The organism is Sphingobium fontiphilum (assembly GCF_014196635.1).
In the GTDB taxonomy this organism is placed as follows: domain Bacteria; phylum Pseudomonadota; class Alphaproteobacteria; order Sphingomonadales; family Sphingomonadaceae; genus Sphingobium; species Sphingobium fontiphilum.
In genome coordinates this window covers 914815-928871 of sequence record NZ_JACIEB010000001.1, presented here as the reverse complement: position 1 = coordinate 928871, position 14057 = coordinate 914815, and the positions used below count along the sequence as shown (strand labels likewise).

At 64.2% G+C, this 14057-nt stretch carries 12 protein-coding genes and 1 tRNA gene; 2 read left to right on the top strand and 11 right to left on the bottom strand.

Annotated features, from left to right (window positions below; translation table 11 throughout):
- Positions 1-340: 340 nt before the first annotated feature.
- The 6 genes from GGR44_RS04310 to GGR44_RS04285 all read right to left on the bottom strand — a co-directional run bounded on the left by GGR44_RS04310 (position 341) and on the right by GGR44_RS04285 (position 6247).
- Positions 341-416, bottom strand: a tRNA-Lys gene (locus tag GGR44_RS04310).
- Between the two features lie 124 nt (positions 417-540).
- Entirely contained in the window at positions 541-1653 is a 1113-nt protein-coding gene (gene rodA / locus GGR44_RS04305) for a rod shape-determining protein RodA (protein ID WP_183954162.1), read from the bottom strand.
- A complete protein-coding gene (gene mrdA, locus GGR44_RS04300) occupies positions 1650-3740 on the bottom strand; it encodes a penicillin-binding protein 2 (protein ID WP_425511294.1) in 2091 nt (696 codons plus the stop codon). Before mrdA ends, rodA begins: the two co-directional genes overlap by 4 nt.
- A complete protein-coding gene (gene mreD / locus GGR44_RS04295; protein WP_183954160.1) occupies positions 3737-4264 on the bottom strand; it encodes a rod shape-determining protein MreD in 528 nt (175 codons plus the stop codon). Before mreD ends, mrdA begins: the two co-directional genes overlap by 4 nt.
- Positions 4261-5181, bottom strand: coding sequence for a rod shape-determining protein MreC (gene mreC / locus GGR44_RS04290; protein WP_183954159.1), 921 nt, complete (start codon positions 5179-5181; stop codon positions 4261-4263). The genes mreD and mreC overlap by 4 nt, the downstream gene beginning before the upstream one ends.
- 19 nt (positions 5182-5200) lie before the next feature.
- Entirely contained in the window at positions 5201-6247 is a 1047-nt protein-coding gene (locus tag GGR44_RS04285; RefSeq protein WP_183954158.1) for a rod shape-determining protein, read from the bottom strand.
- Positions 6248-6396: 149 nt separating this feature from the next.
- On the opposite strand from GGR44_RS04285, the gene mutL reads away from it, so the two are divergent.
- Complete coding sequence (mutL, locus tag GGR44_RS04280; RefSeq protein ID WP_183954157.1) at positions 6397-8193, top strand: DNA mismatch repair endonuclease MutL; 1797 nt, start codon at positions 6397-6399, stop codon at positions 8191-8193.
- Positions 8194-8224: 31 nt separating this feature from the next.
- Here mutL and GGR44_RS04275 read toward each other — a convergent pair whose 3' ends face one another.
- From GGR44_RS04275 to ychF, 4 genes are all read right to left on the bottom strand, one after another.
- Entirely contained in the window at positions 8225-8680 is a 456-nt protein-coding gene (locus tag GGR44_RS04275; RefSeq protein ID WP_183954156.1) for a MaoC family dehydratase, read from the bottom strand.
- Between the two features lie 71 nt (positions 8681-8751).
- On the bottom strand, positions 8752-10296 hold the full coding sequence (locus GGR44_RS04270) for an alkaline phosphatase D family protein (protein WP_183954155.1): 1545 nt from the start codon (positions 10294-10296) through the stop codon (positions 8752-8754).
- Between the two features lie 47 nt (positions 10297-10343).
- On the bottom strand, positions 10344-10868 hold the full coding sequence (locus tag GGR44_RS04265; RefSeq protein ID WP_183954154.1) for a DNA-deoxyinosine glycosylase: 525 nt from the start codon (positions 10866-10868) through the stop codon (positions 10344-10346).
- 127 nt (positions 10869-10995) lie between these two features.
- A complete protein-coding gene (ychF, locus tag GGR44_RS04260; protein WP_183954153.1) occupies positions 10996-12096 on the bottom strand; it encodes a redox-regulated ATPase YchF in 1101 nt (366 codons plus the stop codon).
- 162 nt (positions 12097-12258) lie between these two features.
- Here ychF and GGR44_RS04255 point away from each other — a divergent pair, with 162 nt between their 5' ends.
- On the top strand, positions 12259-12912 hold the full coding sequence (locus GGR44_RS04255; RefSeq protein WP_183954152.1) for a hypothetical protein: 654 nt from the start codon (positions 12259-12261) through the stop codon (positions 12910-12912).
- Between the two features lie 14 nt (positions 12913-12926).
- Here GGR44_RS04255 and GGR44_RS04250 read toward each other — a convergent pair whose 3' ends face one another.
- Complete coding sequence (locus GGR44_RS04250; protein ID WP_183954151.1) at positions 12927-14057, bottom strand: PQQ-dependent sugar dehydrogenase; 1131 nt, start codon at positions 14055-14057, stop codon at positions 12927-12929.

Sequence of the window (14057 nt, the reverse complement as noted above, 5' to 3'; positions counted from 1 at the left end):
GCAAGCAGGTCAGGAACGGAATGCTGTCACCTCTCGAGTTCGAACGGCAGCAGATTTTGAAAGCGGAAGGCGTCTAGAAAACTAGGGGCTACTCACATGGACTACGCTCGCGAGGATATAACGTTCGGATTTCTCGGGCGCCGATACCCATTCTTGGCGAAGGAGGTCACTCGGCAAGGCTTGAACCCGGAGGCACTGAGAGGCCTCTTCAAGATGTAGCCGTAGGCGGTCTCACAAGGCCAGTCGTTGGAATTCGGTGCCTATTCGGTGTTTGTCCATAACGACCGCGTTCCGACACAGTCAATTTTCCCCATAAGCTGCTGAAAACGAAAGGGGAAAATGGTGGACGCACTAGGGCTCGAACCTAGGACCCGCTGATTAAGAGTCAGCTGCTCTACCAACTGAGCTATGCGTCCACACTGCCATTTGCTGTGACCCGGCGGGCCGTTCGCCTTGGCGAGGCCGGGCGGTTAGCATGATCGGGGGGCTTTGCAAACATAAAATGCATCGCCGGTCGGAAAAAGTGCAGGACCTTTCGTTTCAGCCCCAATTTCCGCTGCTTGGGCGGCTGTTGGCGCTGCGGTCGATGGCCAGGATGATGCCGATGCACAGCATCACCGTCAGCATCGACGATCCACCATAGGACATGAAGGGCAGGGGGATGCCCACCACCGGCGCGAGCCCCATGACCATCATCATGTTGATCGCGACATAGAAGAAGATCGTGGTGGTCAGCCCCGCTGCGACCAGACGGCCAAACTTGTCGGGCGTTCGCATCGACACCCGGATACTCCAGCGCAATAACAGCATGAAGGCGAGAATGAGCAGGCATCCGCCCAGCAGGCCCCACTCCTCCGCCATGGTGGCGAAGACGAAGTCGGTATGGCCTTCGGGCAGATAGTCGAGATGGCTTTGCGTGCCGTTGAGGAAGCCCTTGCCGAACAGACCGCCCGATCCGATCGCGATCTTTGACTGGCTGATATGATAGCCCGCGCCCAGCGGGTCGCTTTCGGGGTCGAGGAAGATGAGCACGCGCTTTTGCTGATAATCGTGCAGAAAGCTGAACGCGATGGGGATGGCCGCCGCGATGGTCAGGCCCGTGCCGATGAACAGGCGCAGGGGAAGGCCCGCGAGGAACATGACCGTCACGCCGCCCAGCGCAATCATCGTCGCGGTGCCAAGGTCAGGCTGCACCAGCACAAGCGCCCAGGGCACGCCGATGAGCACAAGGGCCGGCCATATGGCGTTCCATTTGCGGATTTCGCCCACCGGCAGCCGGGCATAGAAGGACGCGACCGCGAGCACGATGACGGGCTTCATGAATTCCGACGGCTGCAACTGCATGAAGCCGAGGTTGATCCATCGCTGGCTCCCGCCCCTCACGCCGCCGATCAGCTCCACCAGCACTAGCGCGACCACCAGCCCACCATAGCTGGGGAAGGCGTAGCGGGCGAAGGTTTCCACCCTGATGCGGCTGAGCATGATCGCCATGCCGCAGAAGATGATGAACCGGCTGAGCTGGTTGAAGGCCCATGGCCGCATGCTACCGCCAGCCGCGCTGTAAAGCACGATGGTGCCGAAGGCGGCGATCGCGAAGAGGAGAAGGAAGACGCGCCAGGGCTGGCGGGCGATCGCCTGCGGGACAAGGCTCATGGCGTCGCTCCCTGAGACGGTGCGGGGGGCGCATCGTCGGTGTCGCTTTCATTGTCGCCGGGCGGTGGGGCAGGGGGCGCTGTCGGACGAGGCTGTGCGTCGTCCGCCGCATTCTGGGCGTTGTCGGCCGGGGCGGGGGGCGGCGCCTCGCCCTTTTCGATGGCGCGGGCGAGGCGGAAGGCGGCCATTTGCCGCCCCATCCGCTCCTGTGGCGGGCCGCCCCATCCTTTTTCCAGCTCGACCAGCTTGTCCATCGCCTTCTTGGGATCGAACAAATAGGTCAGCACGTCTCCGGAAATCATGGGCGCATCCTCGATCCGGTTGGTGTGCCCGCCATGTTCGATGATGCAGCCAATGGCATAGCGCGGATTGTCGAAAGGCGCGAAACCCTGGAACAGGGCATGGTCGCGCAGTTTGAAGGGCAGGCCCGCATTGCCGCGCACGCCGCCTGCGCGCTCCGCCATGGTGATGCGGCGGACCTGCGCCGTGCCGGTCTTCCCCGCCATCATCACGTCGGGAACGCTGATCCGCGCCGCGCCGCCGGTGCCGCCGCCATTGACCACCGCGCTCATCGCGTCGCGGATGACCGACAGGTGGTCGGGCGATACGCCGTGGATGGGCGGGGCGTCCGGACGTTTGGCGCCGTGCAGGAAATTGGGCATCAACTGTCGCCCGGTGGCGAGGCGCGACGCCATGACCGCCATCTGCAACGGGTTGATGAGCATATAACCCTGGCCGATAGTGGCGTTGACCGTATCGTAGATCTGCCATTCCTGGCCATATTTCTTGAGCTTCCAGGCCGGGTCGGGAACCGTGCCATAGCTCTGGCTGGGGAAGGGCAGGTCGAATTTCTGGCCCATGCCGACGCTGCGGGCCATGGCGGCGATCTTGTCCATGCCCAGGCGCTGGGCCATGACATAGAAATAGATGTCGCAGCTTTGCGCGATGGCGCGCTTCATATTCACGCCGCCATGGCCGCGACGGCTGTGGCAGTGGAACAGCGTGTTGCCAACACGGATGGCCCCGGCGCAATTTACGCTGTCTTCCGGGCTGAAGCCGCCCTCCAGCAGGGCCAGCGCCACCATGGGCTTCACCGTCGATCCGGGAGGATAGAGGCCCTGCAACACCTTGTTGCGCAGGGGGACATGATCGTCCTTCGACAACATGTCCCATTCCAGATGGCTGATGCCGTCCGAAAAGCTGTTGGGATCGAAACTGGGCATGGACGCCATGGCCAGCACGTCGCCATTCCGGCAATCGAGCACCACCACCGCGCCGCTTTGCGTGGCCAGGCGGCGGCCGGCATATTCCTGCAATCCCGCGTCGATGGTAAGCTGGATCGTCTTTCCGGGCGCGTCGGGGCGGGTGGTGAGTTCCCGCACGATCTTTCCACGCGCGGTAACCTCCACACGCTTGGCGCCGGGCTTTCCCGTCAGCGGCAGGTCGAACGCCTTTTCAAGGCCATCCTTGCCGACCTTGAACCCCGGCGTGATGAGCAGCGGATCGCGCCGTTCCTCATAATCCTCCGCCGATGCCGCGCCGACATAGCCGAGCAAATGGCCGACGCTGGGACCGGCGGGATAGTAACGGGAAAAGCCCTGGGAAGGCGCCACGCCGGGCAGGTCAGGCAGGCGAACGCTGACCGCGGCATATTGATCGTAGGTCAGGTTCTCCGACACCTGGATCGGTCGGAAACCGGGCGACTTTTCCATTTCGGCGCGGATGCGTTCGACTTCATCGGGTTGCAGGCCAAGCAGCCCCGCCAGTTGCGTGATCGTCGCTTCGGGATCCCTCATCCGCTGGGGGATGATGTCGATGCGGAAATCGGTGCGGTTATTGGCCAGCGGTTTGCCGTGGCGGTCGATGATCCAGCCGCGCCGCGGCGGAATGAGCGTCAGGTTGACGCGGTTGCTTTCGGAAAGAAGCTGATATTTCTCGTTTTCGGCGACGCTGATCCAGGCCATGCGGCCGACCAGCATCGCGCCGAACAGCCCCTGTATGCCGCCCACCACCATGGCCCTGCGGGTGAAGGACAGGGACTGGCTGGCTTCGGTGATCAGGCGGCGCCGGGACTTGATGAAACTCATGCCATCACGCGCCAGCGGTCGATCCAGGCGCATTGCCGGGCGACAAAGGGAAACAGCAATATCGACCAGCAGATTTGCGGCAGGACCAGCATCAACCTCACCATTCCTCCACCGGTCATCCCGGCAAAGGCCATGCCCCCCAGCGTGCAGAAGATAATCGCAAGACCCGCGATAAGCCAGTCATGCCAGTAATCGCGCCAGATCAGCCTTTGTTCGACGAAGTCGATGGCGATCAGCACGATGGTCCACAGGAACACCGCCGACCCGATGGGCTGGCCGCTGGCCATATCGTCGAACAAGCCCAGCGGCAGGGCGATCCACGCGCGCCACATTTCCGGGCGCAACAGGCGCCAGGCGAGCAGGGCAAGGAGGCCGAAGGGCGGCAGCACGGGCGACTGGGCGATGATCGGCGCCATCGTCGCCATCGACCCCAGCATGACGGTGATGATCGGTGTGCCGACCAACCTAAAGCGCGATGGGGTGCGGCCCAGCCGGGGAACATGCTGCATCCGACGGTCGATCATGGCGCGGCAGCCGCCTCATTGCCTGCGGCATCGTCGGCCGGTTGGCGTTCCGCTGCGCCTTCCTGCCGGGTCACCACCTGTTCAAAGGGGCGTTCGACCACCACGGCTTCAACACGGGCGGCATTGGCCAGCGGGATGCCATAGGAAATCTCGCCCTCCACCCGCACAATCACGGCGACGGGGATATTGGGCTGATAAATGCCGCCAATGCCCGATGTCACCACGACGTCGCCGGGGTGGAAGGGGTTGCGCCCGGCCGACAGCGCCCGGACTTCGACCGATCCATCGCCAAGGCCGGTGGAGATGGCGGGCACATTGTCCTGCGCGCGGCGTACCGGCACGATGTTGCTGGTGTCGGTCAGCAACAGCACTTCGGCGGTATTGGGGCTGGTGAAGAGCACGCGGCCGATGAGCCCCTCCGGCGCGCGCACGGGCATTCCGGGGCGAACGCCCTGCATCCGCCCGGCGTTGAGGCGCGCGAAACGACGGGTGCTGCCCGAGGAGGAACTGATGAGCCGGGCGGCCAGCACCTGGCTGTCGTCGGTATCGACCAGACGCAGCAGCTTTTTCAGGCGCAGATTTTCCTGCTTCACCGCCTTCGCCTCTATGATGGCGTTGCGGTCCGCTTCCACCTGACGGCGCAGGGTGATATTCTGCGATCCCGCACGCCAATAGGCGGCGATGCGTTCGTCGATCGTGCCGATGCCGCTGACCATCGAATTGAGAGCCGTCGACAGCGGCGCCGTCACTTCCGAGGCGACGGCGCGTATCGCGGAAAATCCGGTGGGGTCGAACATCGCGACGAGAACCATGAGCAAGCCCAAGGCCGCGCCGGACACGGCCACGACATAGCTGGCGAACAGGCCATATTGCGCCTTCCGGTTGTAACCGGGGCGCCGGCTGGGTGGCCGCGCCATCCTGCTGCTTCCCCCTGGCTTATGCGGTCTGGAGCACGCCCCTGAAAATCGGGTCTTCCATCGCCCGGCCGGTGCCGATCGCGACGCAGGTCAGCGGATCTTCGGCAATGGTGACGGGCAGGCCGGTTTCGTCGCGCAGTTCATCGTCCAGCCCCTTGAGCAGCGCGCCGCCGCCGGTGAGCACGATCCCCTGGTCGACAATGTCGGCCGCGAGTTCGGGCGCGGTGTTTTCCAGCGCGATGCGGACGCCTTCGACAATGGTGCTGATCGGTTCGGCGAGCGCGTCGGCGATCTGGCCCTGATTGATGCTGATTTCCTTGGGCACGCCGTTCACCAGGTCGCGGCCCTTGATGTGGATTGTTTCGCCCACGCCGTCTTCGGGCGGCTGGGCGACGCCGAACTGCTTCTTGATGCGTTCGGCCGTGGCTTCGCCGATCAGCAGGTTGTGGTGGCGACGCACGAAGCTGACGATGGCTTCGTCCATCTTGTCGCCGCCGACGCGGACCGAGGTGGTATAGGCAAGGCCGCGCAGCGAGAGCACCGCGACTTCGGTCGTGCCGCCGCCGATGTCGACGACCATGGAGCCGATCGGTTCGGTGACGGGCATGTCGGCGCCGATGGCGGCGGCCATGGGTTCCTCGATCAGGAACACCTGCGACGCGCCGGCATTGCTGGCGGCGTCGCGGATGGCGCGGCGTTCGACGCTGGTCGAGCCCGAAGGCACGCAGATCACGATTTCAGGGAAGCGCCAGGGGCGCTGCTTGCCGCCATGCACCTTGGTGATGAAGTGCTTGATCATCTGTTCGGCGACGTCGATGTCGGCGATCACGCCGTCGCGCAGCGGCCGGATGGCCTCGATCGAATCCGGGGTCTTGCCCATCATCAGTTTCGCGTCGTCGCCCACGGCCTTCACCCGCTTGACGCCGTTCAGCGTTTCGACCGCCACGACCGAGGGTTCGTTCAGCACGATGCCGCGCCCGCGCACATAGACCACGGTGTTCGCGGTGCCGAGGTCGATGGCCATATCCTGCGAGGAAAATTTGAAGAGACGCGAAAAGATCGACATGCCTTATCCTGTTCAGCCCGGCCGTCCCCAGGGGCTGGATGCGGGGTCGGCTGGATAGACTCGCCCGTTTACCATTTGCCCATGCGGATTCGCATTTTTTTTGGGCTTTTGGGTCGCGGAAAGCGCTCGCTTGGGCTAGTCATCCAGCAATGTCAATACGCCGCCTGCCCGAACATCTGGTCAACCGTATCGCTGCCGGTGAAGTGGTCGAAAGACCCGCCAGCGCGCTAAAGGAAATCGTCGAAAACGCGCTGGACGCCGGGGCGCAGCGGGTTGCCATCCGCCTGACCAATGGCGGGCTGGACCGGATCGAGGTGAGCGATGACGGCTGCGGCATGGATTCGGCCGACATGGCGCTGGCGCTGGAGCGGCACGCGACGTCGAAACTGCCCGACGACGCCATCGAACAGGTCGCGACACTGGGCTTCCGGGGAGAGGCGCTGCCGTCCATCGCCAGCGTCGCGCGACTTGCCATCGACAGCCGGGTCGCGGGCGGCGAGGGGTGGAACCGCACGGTCGACAATGGGCAATTGGTGGCCGAAGGGCCAGCCGCCCTGCCGCCGGGCACGCGCGTCACCGTGGAGCAGCTTTTCGCCCGCGTGCCCGCGCGGCGCAAATTCCTGCGCTCCGCCCGGTCGGAATATGCCGCCTGCATGGATGTGGTGCGGCGGCTGGCGATGGCGCATCCGGCCGTCGCCTTCTCGCTGGAGCATGACGGGCGGCGGGCGCTGTCGGTGCAGGCGGGGGACGCGCGGGAGGACAGGGTCGCCGCGCTGACCGACCGGGCGCTGGCCGACAATCATGTCATCCTGTCGCTGGAGCGCGACGGCGTGCGCCTGTCGGGCGTGGCTTCGCTGCCGACCTATCATCGCGGCACAGGCGACCATCAGTTCCTGTTCGTCAACGGGCGGCCAGTGCGCGACCGGCTGCTGGTGGGCGCGGTGCGGGGCGCCTATGCCGATGTGCTGGCGCGCGACAGGCATCCGGTCGTCGCGCTGTTCCTGGACGTGCCGCCGCTGGAGGTGGACGTGAATGTTCATCCAGCCAAGACGGAGGTGCGCTTTCGCGATCCGGCGTTGATCCGGGGCATGATCGTGTCTGGCCTGCGCCGGGCGCTGAACGAGGCGGGCTTTCGTTCAGTTCAACAGGCCGATCCCGCCGCTTTCGCCGCCTGGCGCCTGGAACCGCTATCGCCCACGCCGATTGGCGCGATGCCGATATTCGCGGCAGCGGGCGCGTCATCGTTTGCCTCTGCGCCGTCCTTCGCCGCCCTGTCCGACCGTCGCTCGTCCTTCCTCACTCCGCCGCCGCAGGCGCGGGCGGAGGCGGCGAGCGCGCCCGTTCCCGAAACACAGGATTTTCCGCTGGGCGTCGCGCGCGGGCAGGTGGCCCGCACCTATATCGTGGCGGAGGCGCAGGATGGTCTGGTGATCGTTGACCAGCACGCCGCGCATGAACGGCTGGTGCTGGAGCGGATGCGCCGGGCGATGGAGGATGCTGGCGGGCCGGGCGTCGCGGCGCAGGCGCTGCTGCTGCCCGAAGTGGTTGAACTGGACGAGGTCGCCTGCGACCGGATGGAGCCACGGATCGATGAACTGCGGGCCTTTGGCCTGGAGCTGGAGCGTTTCGGCCCGGCGGCGATGCTGGTGCGCGCGACCCCGGCGATGCTGGGACAGGGCGACGTACAGGGGCTGGTCCGCGATCTGGCCGACGATCTTGCCGCCTATGACAGCGCGCTGTCTTTGAAGGAGCGGCTCGATCTGGTGGCGGCGACCATGGCCTGCCACGGGTCGGTGCGCGCTGGCCGGGTGCTGAGCGTTGCCGAAATGAACGCGCTGCTCCGCGAAATGGAGGTGACCCCGCGCAGCGGCCAGTGCAACCATGGCCGCCCGACATGGGTGAAACTGGGCCATGGCGACATAGAGAAATTGTTCGGAAGGAAATGACGATGGCGCCGACATTGCGCCGCACCAACGATCACAGCGGGCGGGTGCGGATCAGGGTTATGGGTTTCATCGTCAGCACCGGTTCGTCATGCTGGTTGAACAGGGTGACCAGCGAGGTGACGACGCCCATTTCGGGTCGGCTGCGAGAGGATTTGGTGGCGATCACCTCGCTGACGCCGCGCAGCGTGTCGCCGGGGCGGACGGGGCGCAGCCAGCGCAGTTCGTCGATGCCCATCGCGCCCAGGCTTGCTTCCTGAAATCCGGGGCGCTTCTGCATCGCGGCGAGCATCATCTTCATGAACAGCGCCGTGGTGTGCCATCCGCTGGCGGACAGGCTGCCGAAATGGGTCTGGGCGGCGGCTTCGTCGGACAGGTGAAAGGGTTGAAAATCATATTCGCTGGCAAAGGCGATGATTTCCTCGCGCGAGATGGTCAGCGGGCCAAATTCCATGCGGTCGCCGACCGTTACATCTTCAAACCATGCCATCAGCCCGCTCCTTCGTTGCAAGAAGAGACTGAATTAGGTCCGCTTGACGTTTCCGTCAAGGTAAGCTGCGATCATCCGACTGTGAGGTTCGCCTCGCCATGGGGCACGGTGAGCGAGGCGCGCTTGCTGACCGTGCCGCCGGGCAGCCCGACCTGATCGACGACCATCACATGGTTGGTCCAGCTTTCGCGGCCGACTTCGCAGATATGGTATCCGCGCTGGTCGTTGATGAAGCGAATCTGCGGATTGGCCGCCATTATACGGTCGCTGCCGGGGCGCAGGTCGCTGCCATTGCCGCCGGAGGATATGGATGTGGCCACGAATTCGACGGCAACCGGCTGGTCCCCGTCATAAAGCAGCCCGGCAAAATTCTGATGCTCGTCGCCGGTCAGCACGACGACGTTGTTCAGCCCCTTGAGCCGCGCCAGCAGCCGTTCGCGCGGCGCGTCGTAGCCCGCCCAGCTATCGCTGTTGAAAATCTTCTGCGGCTCATCGCCGGTGCGGCGATCCAGCGCCATCATCATCACCTGCTGCGCCAGACAGTTCCAGCGGCTGCCCGGCCGGGCGAGGTTGGCGGCCAGCCATTTTTCCTGCTCCGCGCCCAGCATCTGCGCGTCGGCGCGCCCGGTTTCCGGGCAGAGGGCCGCAAAGCCGCCGCCGCAGGGCTGATCGGTGCGGAAGGACCGGGTGTCGAGAAAGTCGATGTTGAGCAGGTCGCCATAGCGCGCCGCGCGATAAACGGGCGGCATTTCGGGTCGGGGGCGCAGCGCCGCGCGCACCGGCATATATTCATACCATGCCTGCATCGCCGCCGCCTTGCGGATGCGGAACATTTCGGCGGGCGTGCCCTTTTCCTGGCTGATGTCGCTCACCCAGTCATTCTGGACCTCATGGTCGTCAAACGTCGGGAACCATGTCTGCCAAGACCGCGCCGATTGCAGGTCATAGTCGGACAGATATTGGGCATAGCGCAGCCGGTAATCGGCGATGTCGAGCAGATCCTGCCCGATGTGGCGTCGCACCTTGGGCGAGGGGAGGCCGGTGAAGCCGGGCTTTCCGGCATAGGATTCCGCCTCGTAAATGAAATCGCCATAATGGAAGACGAAGGCTAGGTCTTCACGCGCGAGTCCGGCGAAGGCGGTATAAAGCCCGTCCTCATAATTCTGGCACCCCGCGACGCCGAAGCGCAGCGAATCGAGTTTCGCGCCCGGCGCCGGCATGGTGCGGGCGCGGCCGCGAATGCTGCGCCGCCCGCCGCATTCGAACCGATACCAATAGGTGCGGTCAGGCTGCAGCCCCGTCACCTCGACATGGACGCTGTGGCCCAGTTCCGGCCAAGCGGTCGCCGTGCCGCTGGCGACGATGGATTTGAAACCAGTGTCGGTAGCCACTGCCCAACTGACTGGGATCGGCGCGATCGGCATCCCGCCGTGCGGGTCCATCGGATCGGGCGCCAGTTTCGTCCAGATGACGAAGCCGTCGGGCGCAGGATCGCCCGATGTGATGCCCATGGAAAAGGGATAGGCGCGAAACCAGTTCTGCGCACGGACGATGGCGGGCGCGCCAATGGCGGGGAGTGCGGCGGCGCTGGCGAGTATCTGGCGACGGCTGATCATGGACAGGGCCTAACTTGCCAATATGACAGGTCAATGCAACGCCGGTTTCAACCGATATAGTCCGCCAGAACGGACCATGCCCGTTCCTTCGCCGCGCGGGGCATGGCGGCATAGGCGCCGCTGGAAGAGGGTAGGTCGATCAGCGTCAGGCCGGTTGCGGCGGATATCTGACGGCGGCCATGGGTTGCGGCGGCCTTGCCGTTGAACGCGATGGCGTGCAGGGCAGGCAGGCGGGCGATGAAGGCGGCAAGATCGCGGGCCTCGGCCGCCCGGATCGCGCTGTCCAGGCTGCCCTCCCGCTCCGCACTCTCGATCACGTCCCACAGGCCCACGCCCCGCGCCCGCAGCCGTTTGAGCCGCATGGCGTAAGGCAGGGCGCGCAGGTCGCTTTCGCCCAGCACATCGCCGATCAGCGCCCAGAAGGCGTTGCCGCGATGGGCGTAATATTCGCCCTGCTTGATCGAAACATCGCCGGGCAGGCTGCCGAGGATCAGCAGCCGCGTGTCGGCATCGACACTGGGCGGGAAGGCGATCTTTCGGCGCGCGACGAGAGGCAGGGGAGTGTTCGGCATTTGGTTCGGGCCGAGCCGAAAGGGGCGCTATGCGAGAACCGGCGCGCAGCGTGCTTCCGGCACGTGAGCACCGGAAGCGCAGAATGGCGCCACTTGCAGGCCGGCATGGGGCAAATGCCGAGCGCTCCTAGACATTGAAGCGGAACAGCATGATGTCGCCATCCTGCGTCACATATTCCTTGCCTTCCGAGCGCCACTTGCCCGCTTCCTTGGCGCCCGCTTCGCCGCCGAACTGGACATAATCGCCATAATGCATGGTTTCGGCGCGGATGAAGCCCTTTTCAAAGTCGCTGTGGATCGCGCCCGCGGCCTGCGGGGCCTTTGCGCCCTTCGCCACGGTCCAGGCGCGGGCTTCCTTGGGGCCGACGGTGAAGAAGGTGATGAGGCCGAGCAGTTCGTAGCCGGCGCGGATGATACGGGCGAGGCCGGCTTCCTCCAGCCCCAGCGCTTCGAGATATTCCTTGCGCTCCTCGACCGGCATGGTGATGAGTTCCGCCTCGATCGCGGCGGACACGATCACCGCCTTGGCCCCTTCGGACGCGGCCTTTTCAAACACGCGGGCCGAATGGGCGTTGCCGGTGGCGGCGGCCTCTTCCTCGACATTGCAGACATAGAGGACAGGCTTGGCGGTCAGCAACTGCGCCTGGCGAAAGATGCGCGCTTCCTCCTCATCCCTGGGATCGGTCAGCCGGGCGGGCTTGCCGTCGCGCAACAGGTCGAGCGCCTGGCCCAGAACCGCCGCGGCGGCCTTGGCTTCCTTGTCGCCCTGCGCGGCCTTCTTGGCGAAAGCGGGGACGCGCTTTTCCAACGACTCAAGATCGGCCAGCATCAATTCGGTCTCGACCGTCTCGGCGTCGGCAATGGGGTCCACCTTGCCCTCGACATGGGTGATGTCGTCATCCTCGAAACAGCGCAGGACATGGACGATGGCGTCGACCTCCCGGATATTGGCGAGGAACTGGTTGCCAAGGCCTTCACCCTTGGACGCGCCGCGCACCAGCCCGGCAATGTCGACAAAGGCGAGCTGCGTCTCGATGATCTTGGCCGATCCGCCGATCTTCGCGATGGTGTCCAGCCGGGGGTCGGGCACGGCGACCTGGCCGACATTGGGTTCGATCGTGCAGAAGGGGTAATTGGCCGCCTGCGCCGCCTGCGTTTCGGTCAGCGCATTGAAAAGGGTGGACTTGCCCACATTGGGAAGCCCGACGATACCGCAACGAAAACCCATCTGCCTGCCTGCTGAATATGAAAGGGATGGCGGGGCCGATACAGGCTAATCGCCGGGAATGCCAGCCCAGGGTCTGTGGCATGGGTTGCCTTGGATTTTGGGTTTGAAGGAGGAAGCAGTATCACCATCGTTCAAATTGTGATTTGAAGTAAAATTCCCAGAATGGCAGCTTATGATAGAAATTTTCAATTTTATTCTGCCTCCTTGTATGACAATCAAGTATTGATCGCGAATTGGAAGGGGTGGTGGATGGTTTTCAGAAGCATTTTCGTTATGATTGCCGTTGTCGTGCTGGGCTTGATGGCGATGGGGCAGAAGGCAAGCGCGCAGGGATGTCAGCCGGCTCTCCATGCCTTGTCAGATATTCAGGCGTTGAACCAGTTCTGGGGAACGTCCGTGGTTGTTTGCAGGATACCGGATGGTTCGGGCGGTGCTTTTGCCAATCGGATCACTGGCATTGTCACGGTAGACCAAAGCTGGCTCGACGCTGTCGCGATGAGCCATGGCAACTGGGCGGCTGTCGGTGTTTTGGCGCATGAGTGGGGGCATATGGTTCAGGGCAATGTGCCAAGTTCGACTGCCGCCGAACTGCAAGCCGACTGTTTGGCGGGCGTGTTCATGCGGGGTCAGAACCTTCCACCGTCAACGATAGCACAGTTTGCCCAATTGAACCTACAAAATGGCGACCCTGTATGGTCATGGACCGGTCATGGCCTCGGGACGCAGCGTTATAATGCGGCAGCGCGCGGTTATAATGGTTTGCCGCTGTTCAACGGCAGCAATTTGGCGGCGATTTGCCCCTTGTCCGCATTTTGACCGTTTCAAAGAGTCTACTGCGGCGTCAGCTTGAGCAACCGGCCCTCCGATCCGCCGCCGTCCTCCAGCAACCACAGGGCGCCGTCCGGTCCCTGTTCGACTTCACGAATGCGGGCGCCCATGTCCCACTGGTCGGCCTTTTCCGCTTTCTCGCCATCCAGTTTCATGCGGATCAGCGCCTGGCCGGAGAGGCCGCCCAGGAACAGGCTGTTTTTCCATTGCGGAAACATATCACCGGAATAATGGATCAGGCCCGCAGGCGAGATGGAGGGGTTCCACCAGATTTTCGGCGCTTCGAAACCGTCGCCCGGCCGGTGGTCGGGGATGTCGCGGCCGTCATAATGGTCGCCGTTTGAGGCGAGGGGATAGCCGTAATTGAGGCCGGGTTTGATCAGGTTCACCTCATCCCCGCCCTGCGGCCCCATTTCCTGTTCCCACAAGCGCCCCTCGCCATCGAAGGCAAGGCCCAGCAGGTTGCGATGGCCATAGGACCAGATGGCGGGGTGAAATCCCTTCGCTGCCAGCGGATTGCCGGCCGCAGGCGCGCCGTCCGGGTTCAGGCGCAGCACCTTGCCCAATGTCGATTTGGGGTCTTGCGCGGGGTCGAATTTCTGTCGTTCGCCATTGGTGAAAAACAGATATTTGCCGTCCGGCGAGAAAGCGATGCGGCCGGAATAATGACCGTTGCCATCGACATAGGGGCTGGCCTTGAAAATCGTCATGAAGCCTTCCAGGTCGGCGGCGCCGCCACCTTTCATCGCCAGCCTGCCCATGCCGAGCGCCACGCCCTTGCCGCCCGCGCCGCTTTCCGACCAACTCAGATAGACCGTGCCGCTGGTGGCGAAGTCGGGGGCCAGAACCACGTCCATCAGCCCGCCTTGCCCGGCGCTGTCGACAGCAGGCGCGCCGCCCACGCCGATGGCGATTTTGCGCGCCGGGTCGTAGAGGACAAGGCCGCCCTTCTTCTCCGTCACCAGCATCCGCCCGTCGGGCAGGAAGGTCATCGCCCATGGCGCGTCGAAATCGGCCATGATGTCGACCTTGAACGGACGGTCCTGCGCGGCGGCGCCATTTTGCCCTGCGGCATTGTCCGCCGAACAGGCGATCAGGATCATCGGCAGCGTGGCAAGGAGCAGGTGGCGCAT

Bases quoted from the DNA above. Each gene is read 5' to 3' on its own strand.
- GGR44_RS04270 (WP_183954155.1), bottom strand. From the start codon at position 10,296: ATGATCAGCCGTCGCCAGATACTCGCCAGCGCCGCCGCACTCCCCGCC.
- GGR44_RS04255 (WP_183954152.1), top strand. From the start codon at position 12,259: ATGGCAGCTTATGATAGAAATTTTCAATTTTATTCTGCCTCCTTGTAT.
- GGR44_RS04250 (WP_183954151.1), bottom strand. From the start codon at position 14,057: ATGCGCCACCTGCTCCTTGCCACGCTGCCGATGATCCTGATCGCCTGT.
- mreD (WP_183954160.1), bottom strand. From the start codon at position 4,264: ATGATCGACCGTCGGATGCAGCATGTTCCCCGGCTGGGCCGCACCCCA.
- mreC (WP_183954159.1), bottom strand. From the start codon at position 5,181: ATGGCGCGGCCACCCAGCCGGCGCCCCGGTTACAACCGGAAGGCGCAA.
- GGR44_RS04285 (WP_183954158.1), bottom strand. From the start codon at position 6,247: ATGTCGATCTTTTCGCGTCTCTTCAAATTTTCCTCGCAGGATATGGCC.
- GGR44_RS04275 (WP_183954156.1), bottom strand. From the start codon at position 8,680: ATGGCATGGTTTGAAGATGTAACGGTCGGCGACCGCATGGAATTTGGC.
- mrdA (WP_425511294.1), bottom strand. From the start codon at position 3,740: ATGAGTTTCATCAAGTCCCGGCGCCGCCTGATCACCGAAGCCAGCCAG.
- rodA (WP_183954162.1), bottom strand. From the start codon at position 1,653: ATGAGCCTTGTCCCGCAGGCGATCGCCCGCCAGCCCTGGCGCGTCTTC.
- ychF (WP_183954153.1), bottom strand. From the start codon at position 12,096: ATGGGTTTTCGTTGCGGTATCGTCGGGCTTCCCAATGTGGGCAAGTCC.
- mutL (WP_183954157.1), top strand. From the start codon at position 6,397: ATGTCAATACGCCGCCTGCCCGAACATCTGGTCAACCGTATCGCTGCC.
- GGR44_RS04265 (WP_183954154.1), bottom strand. From the start codon at position 10,868: ATGCCGAACACTCCCCTGCCTCTCGTCGCGCGCCGAAAGATCGCCTTC.